At 61.7% G+C, this 16,188-nt stretch carries 11 protein-coding genes; 6 read left to right on the top strand and 5 right to left on the bottom strand.

Translation table 11 applies throughout. The features are described 5' to 3' along the window. Window positions 1-3: 3 nt before the first annotated feature. On the bottom strand, window positions 4-804 hold the full coding sequence (locus tag KGA98_RS19575; protein ID WP_223503236.1) for a helix-turn-helix transcriptional regulator: 801 nt from the start codon (window positions 802-804) through the stop codon (window positions 4-6). A 124-nt stretch (window positions 805-928) separates the two neighbouring features. Here KGA98_RS19575 and KGA98_RS19570 point away from each other — a divergent pair, with 124 nt between their 5' ends. The 5 genes from KGA98_RS19570 to KGA98_RS19550 all read left to right on the top strand — a co-directional run bounded on the left by KGA98_RS19570 (window position 929) and on the right by KGA98_RS19550 (window position 5,054). After that, on the top strand, window positions 929-1,750 hold the full coding sequence (locus tag KGA98_RS19570; RefSeq protein WP_223503234.1) for a carbon-nitrogen hydrolase family protein: 822 nt from the start codon (window positions 929-931) through the stop codon (window positions 1,748-1,750). A gap of 226 nt (window positions 1,751-1,976) precedes the next feature. After that, window positions 1,977-3,302, top strand: a complete 1,326-nt coding sequence (locus KGA98_RS19565; RefSeq protein ID WP_223503232.1) for an APC family permease — start codon at window positions 1,977-1,979, stop codon at window positions 3,300-3,302. A gap of 155 nt (window positions 3,303-3,457) precedes the next feature. After that, complete coding sequence (locus tag KGA98_RS19560) at window positions 3,458-3,892, top strand: NUDIX hydrolase (RefSeq protein ID WP_223503230.1); 435 nt, start codon at window positions 3,458-3,460, stop codon at window positions 3,890-3,892. Window positions 3,893-3,915: 23 nt separating this feature from the next. Next, the gene (locus KGA98_RS19555) at window positions 3,916-4,554 is read left to right on the top strand and encodes a LysE family translocator (protein WP_057716232.1); all 639 of its coding nucleotides are present in this window, start codon (window positions 3,916-3,918) and stop codon (window positions 4,552-4,554) included. 2 nt (window positions 4,555-4,556) lie between these two features. After that, on the top strand, window positions 4,557-5,054 hold the full coding sequence (locus KGA98_RS19550) for a GNAT family N-acetyltransferase (RefSeq protein ID WP_223503228.1): 498 nt from the start codon (window positions 4,557-4,559) through the stop codon (window positions 5,052-5,054). A 130-nt stretch (window positions 5,055-5,184) separates the two neighbouring features. On the opposite strand, the gene metR is transcribed toward KGA98_RS19550, so the two are convergent. Together metR and KGA98_RS19540 are read right to left on the bottom strand one after the other, a co-directional pair. Continuing rightward, window positions 5,185-6,102, bottom strand: a complete 918-nt coding sequence (gene metR, locus KGA98_RS19545) for a transcriptional regulator MetR (RefSeq protein ID WP_223458257.1) — start codon at window positions 6,100-6,102, stop codon at window positions 5,185-5,187. 117 nt (window positions 6,103-6,219) lie between these two features. Further along, on the bottom strand, window positions 6,220-11,436 hold the full coding sequence (locus tag KGA98_RS19540) for a dermonecrotic toxin domain-containing protein (protein WP_223503226.1): 5,217 nt from the start codon (window positions 11,434-11,436) through the stop codon (window positions 6,220-6,222). A 207-nt stretch (window positions 11,437-11,643) separates the two neighbouring features. Here KGA98_RS19540 and KGA98_RS19535 point away from each other — a divergent pair, with 207 nt between their 5' ends. Beyond that, complete coding sequence (locus KGA98_RS19535; RefSeq protein WP_223503224.1) at window positions 11,644-12,675, top strand: alpha/beta fold hydrolase; 1,032 nt, start codon at window positions 11,644-11,646, stop codon at window positions 12,673-12,675. Between the two features lie 177 nt (window positions 12,676-12,852). On the opposite strand, the gene KGA98_RS19530 is transcribed toward KGA98_RS19535, so the two are convergent. Together KGA98_RS19530 and KGA98_RS19525 are read right to left on the bottom strand one after the other, a co-directional pair. Further along, entirely contained in the window at window positions 12,853-14,181 is a 1,329-nt protein-coding gene (locus tag KGA98_RS19530; RefSeq protein WP_150815089.1) for a sigma-54-dependent transcriptional regulator, read from the bottom strand. Continuing rightward, the gene (locus KGA98_RS19525; RefSeq protein ID WP_223503222.1) at window positions 14,178-16,079 is read right to left on the bottom strand and encodes a sensor histidine kinase; all 1,902 of its coding nucleotides are present in this window, start codon (window positions 16,077-16,079) and stop codon (window positions 14,178-14,180) included. The genes KGA98_RS19530 and KGA98_RS19525 overlap by 4 nt, the downstream gene beginning before the upstream one ends. Window positions 16,080-16,188 lie beyond the last annotated feature (109 nt).

Genomic DNA, 16,188 nt, shown 5'->3' with positions numbered 1-16,188 from the left:
CATTCAGGCATTTTGTGCCTGGAGAAATATCGAAAACAGCTCGGACTGGGATTTGATCCCCAGCTTGCTGTACATGTGTTTCTTGTGGACTTTCACGGTTTCGACCGAGATTTCCAGCTTGCGGGCGATTTCTTTACTGGAGCAACCGCTGAGCATCAAACGCCCGACATCCAGCTCCCGGGCCGTCAACTGCGCGCCTTTGAGTTGCTGCACCGAGGCTTCCAGTTGTACCCGCCAATCAGCTTGCGGCGGTGCGGGGGCCAAGGCTACGACTTCGTTGATTTCATAGGGTAGACGCTGGCGCAACAGGCCGAGCACCCACGGCTGGATCAACGACAGCAAGGCGATCTGCTGGCCGCTGAAGCGCTGGGTGCTGCCCAGGGACAGGCACAGCGTGCGGTCACCTTCGAGCTGGCAATTGAACTGGATTTCGTCGGCCACCACATTCAGACGAAAGTAGCGCTGGTAATACTCAGTCAGCTCAAAGTGCTCCGGGGCCACTTCCGACAGGCGATACAGCCCGGTGCGCGACTGCTCGCGGCAGGCGATGTAGAAGGGGTCGAGCAGGTACAGACCGCGCAGGTAATCCTGGAACAACTGGTCAGGGATGCCGTCTTCGCCGGGGCATTCGGCGAACACCTGGGGGCGCTGATCGGCACTGAAAAGCAGCGCCACCCAGCTGTCGAAGGGCACGTACTGGTCCAGCAGGCGTACAAGCTGGGTCCAGAAATTGGGCTTGTCCAGGGCGTCGATCAGTTGCCCCACCGAGCGGTGCCAGGCGATGTCGTCCAACGAGAGTGTCATGCATCTACCCCTATCGTGTTACCCCGGCGGCGTAATTCCCCGCCCGGTTGCTTGCTGCGCATACTGGCGCACAGACACCGACCGGGCAATCTTTCTGCCGCCCGGCGCATAACAAGGAATACCCATGAAGGTCGAACTCGCCCAATTGGCAGGCCGTGACAACGACACGGCCTACAACCTCGAACGCACCCTGGCGGCAATGGCTGCATGCGCAGCCGATACGCAGCTGATCCTGTTCCCCGAAGGCCACTTGATGGGCTTCCCTTCGGCCGAGTCCGTGGCCGAGGTGGCCGAGCCGCTGGACGGCCCGTCCGTCAGCGCAGTGATCGCCGCCGCCCGCCAGCACAATATCTCCGTGGCCATCGGCATGGCCGAAAACGACAACGGCCGCTTCTACAACACCACGCTGCTGATCACCCCCGAAGGCATCGCCCTGAAATACCGCAAGACTCACTTGTGGGCCTCGGATCGCGGTGTCTACGAGGCGGGCGATCGCTACGCCACCAGCCTGTGGAACGGCGTGCGTGTGGGCCTGCTGATTTGCTACGACATCGAATTCCCCGAGAGCGCCCGCGCCCTGGCGCAACTGGGGGCTGAACTGTTGATCGTCACCAACGGCAACATGGACCCCTACGGTCCTACCCATCGCACCGCCATCATGGCCCGCGCCCAGGAAAACCAGGCGTTTGCGCTGATGGTCAACCGGGTGGAAGAGGGCGATGGCGGTTTGTTGTTTGCCGGCGGCAGCGCATTGGTCGATCCGCTGGGCACCTTGTTGTTCGAAGCCGGACGCGAGGAAGGGCAGTTTGCGGTCGAACTGGACCTGAACCAGCTGACGGCGGCGCGCCAGGATTATCGTTATCTGGACGATCAGCGGCTGAGGTTGCCGGGGGAGGTGGTTGAGCAGGCGGGTGGGTTGCGGGAGCTGCTGATTCCTGTGCGCTGATCCGGATTCTGTGTTGACCGGGCTGTCGCCTTCGCGAGCAAGCCCGCTCCCACATTGGTCTTGTGAACGCCCGAGATCCCCTGTGGGAGCGGGCTTGCTCGCGAAGAGGCCGGCACAAACAACACACATGCTCGATCCTTGACCCAAGAACAACAACGCAACACCCGAAAATCCTGCGCCGAACTCGGCTCTGCCATAAATCCAATAAAATCCGGAGTAGTCGCTCATGGCTCGTTTGCAACGCACCCTGTCACTGGGCTCGGTGGTGCTGTTTGGCATCGCCTACATGACGCCGATCATTGTGCTCGGCACCTTTGGCATCCTCGCTCAATCCACCGCCGGCATGGTGCCGGCCGCGTACCTCGCGGCGCTGGTGGCGATGTTCTTCACAGCCATGAGCTATGGGCGCATGGCTTCGGCGTTCCCGGTGGCCGGCTCGGCCTACAGCTATGTGCGCAAGGCCATCAGCCCGAAACTCGGGTTCATCGCCGGTTGGGCGGTGCTGCTCGATTACCTGTTCCTGCCCATGGCGATCTGGCTGATCGGCGCGGCCTACCTCAACTCTGCATTCCCGGCGGTGCCGCAGTGGGTTTGGGTACTGGCGTTCATCGGCATCACCAGCGCGATCAACGTCGTCGGCCTGAAACTGGCCAACGGTATCAACGCTCTGTTGATGCTGGTGCAGTTCCTGGTGCTGATCGCCTTCGTCGCGCTGTGCGTGCATTACGTCGGCGGTGATGCAAGCACGCCGTTGTGGTCGATCAAGCCGTTCTTCAATGGCGACATGCAGATGCCGTTGATCATGAGCGGCGCGGCCATCGCCTGTTACTCGTTCCTGGGCTTCGACGCGGTCAGCACCCTGACCGAAGAAACCCGCGATCCACGCCGCACCATTCCCCGGGCGATCATGCTGATCACCCTGATCGGCGGGCTGATTTTCGTCGGCGTGTCGTACTTCGTGCAGATCGCTCATCCGTCGTTCCAGTTCGACAGCGTCGACTCGGCGGCCTATGAAATTGCCCGCAACATCGGTGGCGACCTGTTCGTGTCGATCTTTCTGATCGGCCTGATCGTCGGCCAGTTCGCCTCGGGGCTGTCAGCCCAGGCCAGCGGTTCGCGGCTGCTGTACGCCATGGGCCGCGACGGTGTGTTGCCGAAGTCGTTTTTCGGGACCTTGCACGAACGCTTCGGTACGCCGATCAACAGCATTCTGCTGTGCGCGGTGGTGGCGTTGCTGGCACTGAAACTGGACGTCACCACCTCGACCTCGTTCATCAACTTCGGCGCGTTCCTGGCCTTCAGTCTGGTGAACCTGTCGGTGATCTTCCATTACTGGATCGGTGGCGAGAAAAAGGGCCCGCGCGAATTCGTGCTGTTCCTGCTGTTTCCGTTCATCGGCCTGTCAGCGGATTTGTGGTTGATGGTCAGCCTCGATCATCTGGCGGTTTATCTGGGGTTGAGCTGGCTGGCGATTGGCGTGGTGTACCTGGCGGTGTTGACCGGTGGTTTCCGTCGGCAGCCGCCGGAGATGGATTTCCAGGAAGCCGCATAAAGGAGCCTGTAGGAGCGTGCTTGCTCGTGCTAAACCTGAGGGCGCCGATGGGCACCCGGTTTTACGCGTTTTCGTTCACGACCATCGCGAGCAAGCTCGCTCCTACAGGGCGGACATGTGATCCTTACCGTTTTTGAGTCAAGGGCCTTCTATTTATGTCGACGTTTTCCATGCCAGCCTCCGGGATTATCCACATCGCCGCCGCCCTGTTGATCGGCCCTGACGGCCGTACGTTGCTGGTGCGCAAGCGCGGCACCACGGCGTTCATGCAGCCGGGTGGCAAGATCGAGCCCCATGAATTGCCGGTCCACGCCCTGGCCCGGGAGCTGGAAGAAGAGCTGGGTCTGGACATCGACCCGGCGCAGGCCGTTTACCTCGGTCACTTTTCGGCTCCGGCCGCCAACGAGCCGGGTTTTGTCGTACATGCCGAGCTCTTTCAGCTGAACATTGATTCGGATGTCACCCCGGCGGCGGAGATCGAAGAGGTGATCTGGATCGACCCGGCCACCGATGGCGATGTCAGCCTGGCGCCATTGACACGGGACCTGATTCTGCCGTTTTATCGAGCATCGCTGACCGCGATCGCCTGATCATCACGCAAAGGACCTCGCCCATGATCCCGCTTCAAGACCTGCTGATTTTTGCTGCTGCCGCGTTGCTGATGGTAGTGACACCGGGGCCGAACATGATCTACCTGATCTCCCGTTCGATCTGCCAGGGGCGCAAGGCCGGGGTGATCTCGCTGCTTGGGGTGGTCGCCGGATTCTTCGTGCACCTGTTTGCCGCCGCCGCCGGTTTGACTGCAGTGTTCCTGGCGGTGCCGATGGCCTATGAGGTGTTGAAGTGGGCCGGTGCGCTGTACCTGTTGTGGCTGGCCTGGCAGGCGGTCAAACCCGGTGCGCGCTCGCCGTTCGAGGCACAGCAGTTGCCCCCGGATTCGTCGCGCAAGCTGATCACCATGGGCTTTCTGACCAGCGCCCTGAACCCGAAAATCGCGGTGTTCTATCTGTCGGTGTTTCCGCAGTTCATCACGCCGGAGCACGGTTCGGTGTTCACCCAGAGCATCATCCTCGGCCTGACCCAGATCAGCGTCAGTTTCTGCGTCAACCTGCTGATCGCCATGTTTGCCGCGGGCATCGCCTCGTGGTTCGTCAACAATCCGACCTGGCTGGCGATGCAGCGTTACTTCATGGGCTTTGTATTGTCGGGGCTGGCGCTGCGGCTGATGCTTGAGCAAAAACGGATGGCCTGAGGATGTGGATCGAACGACTTGATGCCAGCCATGCCCTGGACTACCGGGCGCTGATGCTCGAAGCCTACGACCTGCACCCGCAGGCCTTTACCTCGAGTGTGCGTGAGCGGGCGGCGATGCCGCTGAGTTGGTGGGAGTCGCGCCTGACCGGCAAGCTGGACATGGTGCTCGGGGCGTTCGAAGAGGGCCGGTTGGCTGGCATTGTCGGCCTCGCGTTCGAGCCTCGGGAAAAGGCCCGGCACAAGGTGACACTGTTTGGCATGTACGTGACCGCCAAGGTCCGCCAGCGTGGGCTCGGCTATCAACTGGTTCAGGCGGCATTGGCCGAGGCGCAGAACCATGCGGGTTTGCGCCTGATCCAGTTGACCATCACCGCCGGCAACGATGCCGCGTTCAACCTCTACCAGCGCTGCGGCTTCATCCAGTTTGGCCTGGAACCGATGGCGGTGCGTGTGGGCGAGGATTACTTCGACAAGATCCACATGTGGCGCGAGATCTAACCATCACATAGATCCCCTGTAGGAGCGAGCTCGCTCGCGATAAACCTGAGAGCGACACGGGGTGCCCGGTTTCCAGCGTTATCGTTGACGACCATCGCGAGCGAGCTCGCTCCTACAGGGGGTTGGTGTTCTAGCGAACTGCGCTGACCCCATCCAGCGTCGAAAACGACGTGTCCTTGGCCGTCAGCAAGAAGTCGCGCATGTACGGCGCATCCAGCATGTCGGCCCGGATCGCCGCATACAGCGTGGCGAACAAACCCTTCTCACCCAGCCGCTTGGCTTTCACATAACCCCGTGAGCTGTACTCGTGCAGTGCCCAATGGGGCATGCCGCACACGCCGCGACCGCTGGCCACCAGTTGCATCATCATCACTGTCAGTTCCGAGGTGCGGACCTGGGCCGGTTCGATGTCGGCGGGTTCGAGGAAGCGGGTGAAGATGTCCAGCCGGTCCCGTTCCACCGGGTAGGTGATCAAGGTTTCCGGGAGCAGGTCTTCGGGGACGATATAAGCCTTGCTGGCCAGGCGGTGCTGGTTGGCCACCGCGAGCATCGCTTCATAAGTGAACAGGGGGACATAGGTGATCCCGGCCAGGTCCAGCGGATCGGAGGTCACCACCAGGTCCAGGTCGCCACGGGCCAGGGCTGGCAGCGGGGCGAAGGAAAACCCCGAGGCCAGGTCCAGTTCGACTTCCGGCCAGGCGTCGCGGAACTGGTCGATGGTCGGCATCAACCACTGGAAGCAACTGTGGCACTCGATCGCCATGTGCAGACGACCGGCGGTGCCACCGGCCAGGCGACTGATGTCGCGCTCGGCGGCGCGCAGCAGCGGCAGCGTAGCGTCGGCCAGTTGCAGCAGGCGCAAACCGGCGCTGGTGAAGCGCACCGGTTTGGTCTTGCGCACGAACAGCGGCATGCCCATGCGCTCCTCCAGCTCCTTGAACTGGTGGGACAGGGCTGACTGGGTCAGGTGCAGGCGATCGGCCGCATCCACCAGGCTGTCGGCTTCGCGCAAGGCGTGCAGGGTCTTGAGGTGACGGATTTCAAGCACCGGAGGCTCCATGAGGAAAACTTGTCGATAAATCGAAAAGGTTGAGTTTGTCTCATGTTGATGCCGCTGTCGACCATAAGCACGGCGGAGCACATGGCATGCTCCGCCGTTGTTGCTTTACAGCGAGGAAAAGTGTTTGTTGCCCAGCGTTTTGCCGATGTCTCCGCGCCAGATCGCCTCGACCGTACCGCCACTGGCGGCCACGTCCTTCTGCCATTGCAGGCCCAGGTTGCGTTGTTCCGGCAGTTTCAGATGGCCTTTGACGAAGTCGCTGAACTGGGGCTTGGCCGAGGTGTAGTGGAAGTGTGCATACCACAGGGGTTGCGCCGGTTCGCTTCGCAGGTCGCGCACCTCGTACTCCTGCAGAAAATCCCGTCGTCCGTCTGCGCGTTTGCCCAGATCGCGCAGGCCGCCCTCCTTGCGGATGTCCACCACGCGTTGTTCAAGCAGATAGTCCAGATAGCCCTCGGTGGGGGTTTTGCTGTTCAGGGTCTGCTCAATACGCAACGTGCGGCCGGCACGGGTCAATTCATTCGCGCGATTGCGCAATTGCAGCGCGACCGTCTCCGTGGGCGACAGGCGTTCGATGGCCCGGGCTCGCATGTTCAGTTCCGCAGCTTCACTGATCATCATGTGTTCCAGATCGACCGGCAACATGTCCTGACGGGCGTAGCCTTCGACTTTGCTTTTGTAAACGTCTACGGTGCCGAGCCTTTTTCTGGCCTCCACCAGCAATGGCGTGATATCGGTCACAAGTTCCGTTGGCGCTGCCGCCACGGGCTCACTGAGATGATATTTGCCGCTGGAGGAACGGGGTAGCCAGGTTTCCCTGTGACCGTTGGCACCCTCGACGGTGAAGCGCTGTTGGCGGGTCGCCGTATCAGTGCTGGCGATGCCGATGAGCAACTGATTGTCTTCCGTCTCAAACAGCTGCTTTGTCGCATTTCCCGCTTTTGCACTGTTGGATGGGCGTGTCTTGATGGCATGGCGAGCTGCCGCTTCGACTTCTGCCAGATTGTCGAGAAACGCCGCGACCTGCTCCAGATCCAGATGCTGCGGATAGCCCAAGGACCAGGCCCCGAGGTTGCGACGAAATTCGGCATAGGTCGCCAGGCAATCTTCGAGCACCTTGTTGCGCAGGGTAAACGTGGCCTGTACTTCAGGCAATTGATGTTGAGTCAGCAGCGCTCGCCCGACCTTGTCGCGGGCCTGTTTCAACTGTACGTGAAAGTAGACCCAGGACTGGTCGGTGACGGCGTTGTAGTGAGTGATGATCTCCAGCTCATTTGCCGTTTTCAGATAGTAGTAGTTGGCATCGCTGAATTTTTCGTTAACCGTGGCCATATCCAGGGCCATCTTTGATTTTTGCACGCGGTTGGTGATCCGTCCGTTCCATCGATTGGCTTCTGCGACCTGAGTGTGAAGCCGGTCGAAGTCCTTGAGAAACTCGATTCGGATTTCCTTGCGTTGCGCCATCAGTTGAATGTGTGCGGCGGTATTGCTGAACGGCGTGGCCTCCGAACGGGCAATCATTTGATCGATGCGGTTGAGTTGTTCCACCAGGCGCTCCTTGACCAAAGCGATCCGCCGTACCCATCGGTCGACGATGACCCAGGCGCAGCGGCTTTGAGCATCTTCGACCAGCATGCGTCTGCGGCCGTGGCTGATCAGCATCAGTTCTTCAAGGTTCAGGTACTGGGCCTGCGCCAGCTCGATGTCGTTCACGCAAAGAATGTCGGCATTGGCTCGAAGCGGTTGGCGCTGCTCCCGGTCAAGGCTGAAGTAATGTTCCAGCACGGTGTTGGAACTGCGGGTCTGGGTCCCGAGTCGCCGGGAGTAGGCATCGGCAGTGTTGGTCAGCGTCAACTGGCGTCGCAACGCCCGGTCCGTCCACCAGCGCGGCAGCCAGCGGCGAATGGCGGCGGGCCAGAGCGGGTCGAGGCCGTCAGCCAGATGACCGAGCACCGCGCCGCCACCGGCACCGCCGCCTGCCGTCACGGTGCCGTACACCGCGTAATGGGTGTTCCAGTGGCCGCTTTCATCCAGGGCGATGGGTTGTTTGTAGGTTCGACTGCTGGTTGCACTCAAGCGCCACTGCGGTGGGTTGTCGGTCAATTCGATGCGATAGATACGACCCTGGCGGACCATGAAGTCGCCATCGGCGTGGCGATAAACGTTGCGATAAATCCCTTCGGTGCCCGGTTGCAGGCCGGCGAAGGAAATCTCGTGTTCGTACTCATAGCCCCTGAAGCGTTCGAGGCTGCGTCGGGCCTGCTGCGGGGTCGAGACCTGCAAGGCGCCCGGTTGTCTGGTCAGGGCGCGCAATTGTCGCCCGCGAGTGGCGGCGCGCGCGGCACTGGAAGTGGCGCCAACAACGGGCAGTACATCCATGGCAGCGTCGATCAACGACAGCAACACGGCTTCCACCTCGGCCAGACCATGGCCGACATCACCGCGCAGGAAGGCCGCCGCTGCCTGGTTGGCGCTGTTCCAGGCGTCGTACAGGGCAATGGCGGTACCGATGAAAGGCACGACGCCCAGCGCCATTTTCAAGTAGTTGAACATGGCCCCGGAGCGCAGCGCGACGTGCTCCAGATACAAGGCATCGTTGGAGCGCGATGTCGTCCGATGCGCCTCCAGCAAACGGCCCATGTGCACATTGAGCAGATGCGCCGCCAGGGATGTGCTGGCCGGCCAGGCGGTGCCGACGCCGATCAGGGCATCGAAGTTTTTCACCCGGGCCTGGTTGATCCGGCTGACGTGCGAGGCAAATTCCCCGGTCAGGGCGCGACCGGCCAAATAGTTGACCATCGTGCTGTTCAGGCATTGGTTGAAGAGGAACGTCCGCGCCTGTTCGAGGCTGTCGAACTGACGCACAAACACCCCATCGGGGCAGTCAGGCCGATAGAGCAGGGTCAGGCCGCTGATCTGCTCGACGATAAAAGTCACCCCGGCCAGGGTGCTCGGCCCCTCGCCTGGCGTGTCCGTGCCGCCAACGCTCAGGTGCGCGGGCAACAACACGATGCGCTTGCCGTCGACCGCAAAGGCTTCACGACTGTTGGCGTCGATGGCGATCTGCAGCACGCGCTGGCCGGCGATGTCGATGTCCTTGGCCAGCACGGCGAATTCGCCTTGCAACTGGAGCATCAGCCGCCACGGTTCGCTCAGGCATTCACGACGAAATTCATTGCTGAAGGCCGAGGCGTTCGGGGCGCCGAGGAAGGTCTCGCGAATCAGCCTTTCGTATTTTCCGGCCAGATCCAGCTCGGTGACCATGTTGCGCAAATAGTCCTGGGTGATGCCGGTTTTCAGCTTCTGCCGTTGCCCCTCGTCGGCGCCGCTGATCTCGATCTGCATCAACGACACCCGATACCACATCGACTGATCGATGTTGCCTTGCGCCAGTTCGGCGAGGGACAACAGGCTGCGCTGCTGGCTGCCAGTCAGTACATTTTTTTGCGGTGTTCCCGGCGCTGCGCCCTCGATAAGCACCTTGCGCCACGTGGTGGTGTCGGGGATGTCCAGCAACACCTCAACGTTTTGCGTCAGGGCGAAGTCTTTGCGCAGGCGGGCGTCGATAGCCTTTTTGCTGAATGACTCGCGCAGTGGCAGTTCCCGTTCAAGCAGTTGATGGGAGCGCTTCATCGCCGCGATGTAGGCGGTGAACAACGCCTTGAGCCGATCGCGTTCGGCCGCGGACAGTGCGCTGAGGGACGACGGCAAGCGTGTTGCCAGCGTGGCGCTGCGGTTTTGCTCGACGATTTGTGCGAAGGCCAGCTCCCGCGCGGTGACAGTGGGGACGGTCAGGCGGGCGAGCGTCTGTTCACGCAGTTTTTCCAGTTCCGCCGCCCGCTGGTCGGCATGGGAGGGCACGGGGTTGGCGGTCATCAGCCGCGTCGCATGCTGTTCACAACTGTGAAGCTGGGTTTGCAGGGTGTACTCGATCGGGTTGCCGGCCAACGGCAAAAGCTGCAGCGCTTGCGTGTCGTCGTTGGCCGGCTGCCTGAACATCTTCTGCTCCAGTGCCTGGCGGGAGGCGAACCGTTGCAGGCCGCCGAAATATCCGGGCCAGTAGAGCAACACGCTGTCGCTGGCGGACGGCAGCAATGCCGATGGCCGGGCAAACAGCAGCACACCGTCGAGCTCCTGGGTCTGCGTACGGAGGGTGTCGTCTTCGCTGTCAGTCGCGGTCAACACCAGTCGGGCGACCACCACATCGGCCGGTCGAGGTTTTTCGGGCGCGTCGAGCACGGCCGTCAGCCACTGATATTCATCGCTGCTGATCTGATTCAGGCTCAATTGCAGGTCGGCTTCGGCACGCAGGCCACTCAGGCGCGCCTGGTACAGGGCCTTGTAATGTGTGCCCGACGAGTGGCGCAGTTCCAGCAGTTGCGGTGCATCGTCGGCGCTTAACAGGGCACTTGCGGCCTCGCTGCTGGCCTGTTCGGCGGCGCGCAGGGCGTCGAATTGCTGTTGCAGCCGCTGCATGCGCGGGTCGTCGGTGGTGCCTGCAAAGTCCGGCCCCAGAAAGTTTTGCAGTGCCGTTTGCTGTTGCACTAAAGCGCTGTGACGCAGACTGAAGGGAACGTCGGGGCTCAGTTGCCCGAACGGGGCGATGTCGTTGCTTGTATCCGGCAGGGGCAGGTCGGTGGGCGAGGCAAAAACACGGTCGTTGCGTTGCCGCTCGGCAGGGGCTGTGGCCAGTCCCGCCAAAAGGGACTCGGCACTTTTCGTCAGCTGCGGGGTGTCCAATACGGTGTAATCGACCGTGACGTGGCTGACCTCGGGTTCAGGTTGCTGCTGGAACAACCAGCGTTCCAGACTGTTGCGATTTTCAAAGGTCATCCAGGGCGCTGGTCGAGACGGCAGATACAGCAACTGGGTGACCGGTTGGTCGGTGTTGCGGGTAATGACCAGGGCGCCCGGCAGTTCGTCAGTCAGACCGCTGTTGCCCCTGAGCGACAGGGTCTCGACGTAAACCAGGATCTCGGGGGAGGTTGTCTGCGCTGCCGGGTTGACGAGATCCAGCAGTACGCTGAGCTGTTCTGCATTCAAGATGCCCTGGGCAAATGCCAATTGGCACGACGCTTCGAAATGCTGGCGATACAAGTGAATGGCCTGTGCCTTGCGTGAAACGTCGGTACCGCGTGCGCGTGCCTGCCACCAGTTCGTGGTCAAGGGAACTTGCGGGTTCTGCGCCATGAGGGCCAGCCATTGATCGCGGCAGTCGTTCCAGCGCGCCGAGGCGCTCAGGTACAGGTTTTCATCAGTGCCTTGGGCCAATGAGGAGACGTGGCCGAAGTCGGCCAGCGGTGCGGTAGGTGATTCGTGCATGAAGAAGGACTCCGATGGGTGAAAAAATCGGGGCCATTAAAGTTCGTTCGAGAAGAGGCATGGTGGTACATAGTTATCGCGTGCCGCTGCCTGGTCTGATGACCGTCCGGCACTCTTCATCAAACTGTCACGTAACTGTGGCAGCGCGCTTGAACAAACTTCATCAGACTCGCGCTCTACTGGGGTTCTGCGTTTCGGTGTTTCTTCATGCGTGTTTTCTTATCAAGATTTGTTTTTTTGGCCGCCTTTTTATTCGGCCTGCCGTCATTGGCGGCTTCGCGTTGTGATGTCAATGTTCCGACCGAACGGGTGGATCTGGCCCAGGTAAGCCTGGCGTACCAGAGCATTGGCCGTGCGTCGGATCCGGCATTGCTGTTGGTGATGGGGCTGGGCGGGCAATTGATTCACTGGCCGGACGAGGTGGTTGTCGCCCTGTGCCAGCAGGGGTTCCGGGTGATCCGCTATGACAATCGCGATGTCGGCCTGTCGACCTGGCGGCAAACACCGGCCGACGCCAACCTGACCTTCGAAGTGCTGCGCTACAAACTCGGATTGCCGGTGTCGTCACCGTACTCGCTGACCGACATGGCCGACGATGGCCTGGGCTTGATGGACGCCTTGCACATCGATCAATTCCACGTGTTGGGCGCCAGCATGGGCGGCATGATTGCCCAGCACATGGCTGCCATGGCACCGCAACGGGTCGAGAGTCTGACCCTGATCATGACCACCTCCGGCGCCGAAGGCTTGCCGGCCCCGAGTGCGGCGCTGGTGCAGTTGTTGGCGCGGCGCGGCGCACCGAACCGCGAAGTGGCCCTGGAGCAACAGGCCGACTTGCTGGCGGCGCTGGGCAGCCCGATAGTGACCGACGATCGCCAGGCGTTGCTGCATCAGGCGGCGCAGTCCTATGACCGGGCGTTCAATCCCGAGGGCGTGAAACGCCAGATCATGGCCATTCTCGCCGAGCCGAGCCGGGTGACCCTGCTCAATCAGTTGCGGGTGCCGGCGCTGGTGGTGCATGGCACCGCCGACCCGCTGTTGCCGGTGATGCACGGGGTGCATCTGGCGGCGCATCTGCGCGGCAGTCAGTTGATCTTGATTCCGGGGCTGGCCCATCGCTTTCAGGAGGCGTTCAAGGCACCGTTGCTGGCGGCGGTGTTGCCGTACTTGCGCGAGCACCGAGAAGACACTTCACATTGGGCGCAGATCGAGCCTGTGGCCGATCACAACCTCCTCTAACCCCACCGATCTCCTGTGGGAGCGGCGGTGCGGCGATCCGACTTGCTCGCGAAAGCGGTGTGTCAGTCAACTTAAATGCCAACTGATATGCCCTCTTCGCGAGCAAGCCCGCTCCCACAGGGGAATGCATTCAGCCGTGAAAGCGTAGCCACGCCAGTTTTGGGTGGCGGGGCTCGCTTAATGGCTCAGGCCGTACTTTTTCACTTTGTCGAACAGAGTGGTCTTGGCCATGCCCAGTTCCTGGCTGGCCTGGGTCAGGTTGCCGCCGCTGCGTTGCAAGGCGTCGCTGAGCAGATTGCGCTCGAACGCTTCCACCGCTTCGGCAAAGGCCAGGCCCTGATTGCCGCCACCGGCACCGGTTTTCTTGAACGCCGGCAGGCCCAGGGCAAAGCGCTCGGCAACGTTGCGCAGTTCACGCACGTTACCCGGCCAGTCGTGGCTCATCAGGTTCGAAACGGTCTGGTTGTCCAGCTCCGGCACCGTGCGGTCGAAGCGTAGGGACGACTGCTGCAAAAAGTGTTCGAACAATTGCAGGATGTCTTCGCGGCGCTCGCGCAGCGGCGGCAGTTCCAGGGTCACCACGTTGAGGCGGTAATACAGGTCACTACGGAACTCGCCGGCCTTGCTCGACTCGACTAGGTCGGATTTGGTCGCTGCGATGACACGGCAATCCACCGCCACGCTCTGGTTCGAGCCGAGGCGTTCGAGGGTGCGCTCCTGTAGTACCCGCAGCAGTTTGATCTGCAAGGGCAGGGGCATGCTTTCCACTTCGTCGAGGAACAGCGTGCCGCCGTCGGCGTGTTCGATCTTGCCGATCCGCCGTTTGCCCGCGCCGGTAAAGGCGTTGGCTTCGTGGCCGAAAATTTCGCTTTCGAACAGGTTTTCCGGCAGGCCGCCGCAGTTCAGTGCGACGAACTGTTTGGTGTGGCGCCGACTGAAATCATGCAGGCAACGAGCGACCAGTTCTTTGCCAGTGCCGGTTTCGCCCTCGATCAGCACGTTGGCCGAGGTGTCGGCGACGTTGGCGATCAGTTCGCGCAAGTTCTGCATGGCTGGCGAACGGCCGATGATCCGTCCTTCGAGGGAGTCACGCTCGGCCAGTTGCCGACGTAACGAGGAGACTTCTCGCGCCAGGCTGCGTTGCTCCAGTGCGCGGCGGGCCACGTCCACCAGGCGCTCCGGGGAAAACGGCTTTTCCATGAAGTCGTAGGCGCCTTTCTGCATCGCGCCGACGGCCATGGAGATGTCGCCGTGACCGGTGATCAGCACCACCGGCAGGCTGCGGTCGCGCTCCTTGAGTCGTGTCAGCAGTTCCAGGCCATCGATGCCCGGCAGGCGAATGTCGCTGACGACGATGCCGGCGAAGTTGTCGCCGACCCGCTCCAGGGCTTCTTCGGCGCTGCCCACGCCAATGCAGGGAATGTCTTCCAGGGTCAGCGCCTGTTGGCAGCCGAGCAGCACATGGGGGTCGTCTTCGACGATCAATACACTAAGGTCGTTGTTCATATTGGCTCGGCGAGAGTGGGGCTTACCAACGGTAAACTGAGGACGAATGCAGTACCACCGCTGGCCGGGTGCTCGACACCCAGGTGACCGCCGGTGGCGGCGGCGAGGCTGGCGGAAAGGGTCAGGCCCAGGCCCAGGCCCTGTTCGCCGGGTTTGGTGGTGAAAAACGGTTCGAACAGGTGCTTGCGCGCTTCGGCGTCGATGCCGTGGCCGTTGTCACGGACCCGCAGGCGGTATTTGCCATCGAACGTTTCGCCTTCGAGCCACAACTCGGGTTGCGGCTGCGCTTGCATGGCGTCGAGGGCGTTGCCGATCAGGTTGACCAGAATCTGCTCCAGGCGGGTCTGGTCGATCTGCACCTGCACATCGGTGAAGTCGCGGTGTAATTGCAGCTGAGTATTTTCCACCCGGGCGCCTAGCAATTGCAGGGCCGCGTCCACCGCTTTGCCGAGGCAGGCCTGGCCTTTGTCGTCTCCGCGCCGGGCGAACGAACGCAGGCTGGCAGTGATCCGGCCCATGCGGTCGATCAGTTCGTTGATGGTCTTGAGGTTGGTGCTGGCCACGTCGAGCTGGCCGCGTTCGAGGAAGCGCACGGTATTGCCGGACAAGGTGCGCAGCGCCGCCAGCGGCTGGTTCAGTTCGTGGGCGATGCTGGTGGACATCTGGCCGATGGCCGCGAGTTTTCCGGCCTGTACCAGTTCATCCTGGGCGCGGCGCAAAGTCTCTTCGGCGAGCCGGCGTTCGCGGATCTGGCCCTTGAGCCGTTCGTTGCTGGCGCGCAGGTCGGTGGTGCGTTCGGTAATCCGACGCTCCAGCTGATTGTTGGCTTCCTGCAAGGCTTCCCGGGCTGCGAGGCGGGTGGCGATCACCTTGCGCCGCTCGTTCCAGGCGATCAAAAGGAACGCCAGGAGGGCAAACGCCACGGCCACCAGGATCCCCTGGTTGATCGCTTCGCGGCGCAGGTCCTGGAGCGGCGTGAGCAGGGTGAAATTCCACGGCGTATCGCTCAAGGGCCGGGTTTGCGCCAGATAGCTGATGTTTTCATCGTCGGACACCAGCTCGCTGTTGGCCGGGAACGTGAGTTTTTCCACGCCTTCGGACAGGGTTTCCCGGGCCAGCGGCTGCAGTTCGTTGAGCGGGAACCAGTAGTACTGCAGGCTGCGGGCGAGTTTTTCCTTGGTTTCTTCGCTCAGCGGCACCACCGATTTCAAGCGCCGTGCCGGATCGCTGGAAAGAATGATGATGCCGTTTTCGTCGCTGACGAAGGCTTCCAGGCGAGCCCGTTGCCAGCGCTCTTCCATGGCTTCCAGGCGGACCTTGACCACGGCTACGCCGATGATCTTGCCGTGTTCTTCCAGGCCATGGGCCAGGTAGTAACCGGGTTCGCCGTTGGTGCTGCCGATGCCATAGAAACGCCCCGGCTGACCGCGCACGGCGTTCTGGAAATAGGCGCGAAAGGACAGGTCTTCACCCAGGTAACTGTCGACATCGCGCCAGTTGCTGGTGGCCATGACGCGACCGGTGGTGTCCATCACGTAGATGGCCCGACTGCGGCTGCGCCGGTTCAGGCCTTCGAGGTAATCGTTGACCGTCTGTCGGTGTTCCGGGTTCGGGTCGGCCAGCAACTGCGAAACGCTGGTTTCGAGTTCCAGCAGGCTGGGCAGGTAGGTGTATTTGCTGATTTCGCTTTCGACGGCGCGCGCGTGCAGTTCCAGCTGGCGCTGGCCGTTTTCGCTGAGGCTGCGGATGCCGTAGTGCTCACTGATCCAGAAGCCGATATAGCCCAGGCCGATCATCATGGCGATGATCAGTGGCGGCAGGAACAAATGACGAACCAGACGGGGTTTCACGGCGAGTGATGGCGACGTGGCGCGATAAAGAGTGGGGTCGCATTTCATCACAGATGCCTTGGGTCAACCAGCGCTTGCCCGCCTATCTGTAGGAGCGAGCTTGCTCGCGATGGTCGTCAACGATGACGCGTTCATCCTGGATGTACGCGGTGCCTTT

Origin of the sequence: Pseudomonas sp. BF-R-24, assembly GCF_019947335.1 — a bacterium.
Classification (GTDB): Bacteria; Pseudomonadota; Gammaproteobacteria; order Pseudomonadales; family Pseudomonadaceae; genus Aquipseudomonas; species Aquipseudomonas jessenii.
The sequence above is the reverse complement of the archived record's forward strand: the minus strand, read 5'-3'. Positions and strand labels throughout refer to the sequence as shown.

What these genes read in the sequence shown, in the direction of transcription:
- KGA98_RS19575 (WP_223503236.1), bottom strand. Translation starts at nt 804, where the DNA reads ATGACACTCTCGTTGGACGACATCGCCTGGCACCGCTCGGTGGGGCAA.
- KGA98_RS19570 (WP_223503234.1), top strand. Translation starts at nt 929, where the DNA reads ATGAAGGTCGAACTCGCCCAATTGGCAGGCCGTGACAACGACACGGCC.
- KGA98_RS19565 (WP_223503232.1), top strand. Translation starts at nt 1,977, where the DNA reads ATGGCTCGTTTGCAACGCACCCTGTCACTGGGCTCGGTGGTGCTGTTT.
- KGA98_RS19560 (WP_223503230.1), top strand. Translation starts at nt 3,458, where the DNA reads ATGTCGACGTTTTCCATGCCAGCCTCCGGGATTATCCACATCGCCGCC.
- KGA98_RS19555 (WP_057716232.1), top strand. Translation starts at nt 3,916, where the DNA reads ATGATCCCGCTTCAAGACCTGCTGATTTTTGCTGCTGCCGCGTTGCTG.
- KGA98_RS19550 (WP_223503228.1), top strand. Translation starts at nt 4,557, where the DNA reads ATGTGGATCGAACGACTTGATGCCAGCCATGCCCTGGACTACCGGGCG.
- KGA98_RS19540 (WP_223503226.1), bottom strand. Translation starts at nt 11,436, where the DNA reads ATGCACGAATCACCTACCGCACCGCTGGCCGACTTCGGCCACGTCTCC.
- KGA98_RS19535 (WP_223503224.1), top strand. Translation starts at nt 11,644, where the DNA reads ATGCGTGTTTTCTTATCAAGATTTGTTTTTTTGGCCGCCTTTTTATTC.
- KGA98_RS19530 (WP_150815089.1), bottom strand. Translation starts at nt 14,181, where the DNA reads ATGAACAACGACCTTAGTGTATTGATCGTCGAAGACGACCCCCATGTG.
- KGA98_RS19525 (WP_223503222.1), bottom strand. Translation starts at nt 16,079, where the DNA reads ATGAAATGCGACCCCACTCTTTATCGCGCCACGTCGCCATCACTCGCC.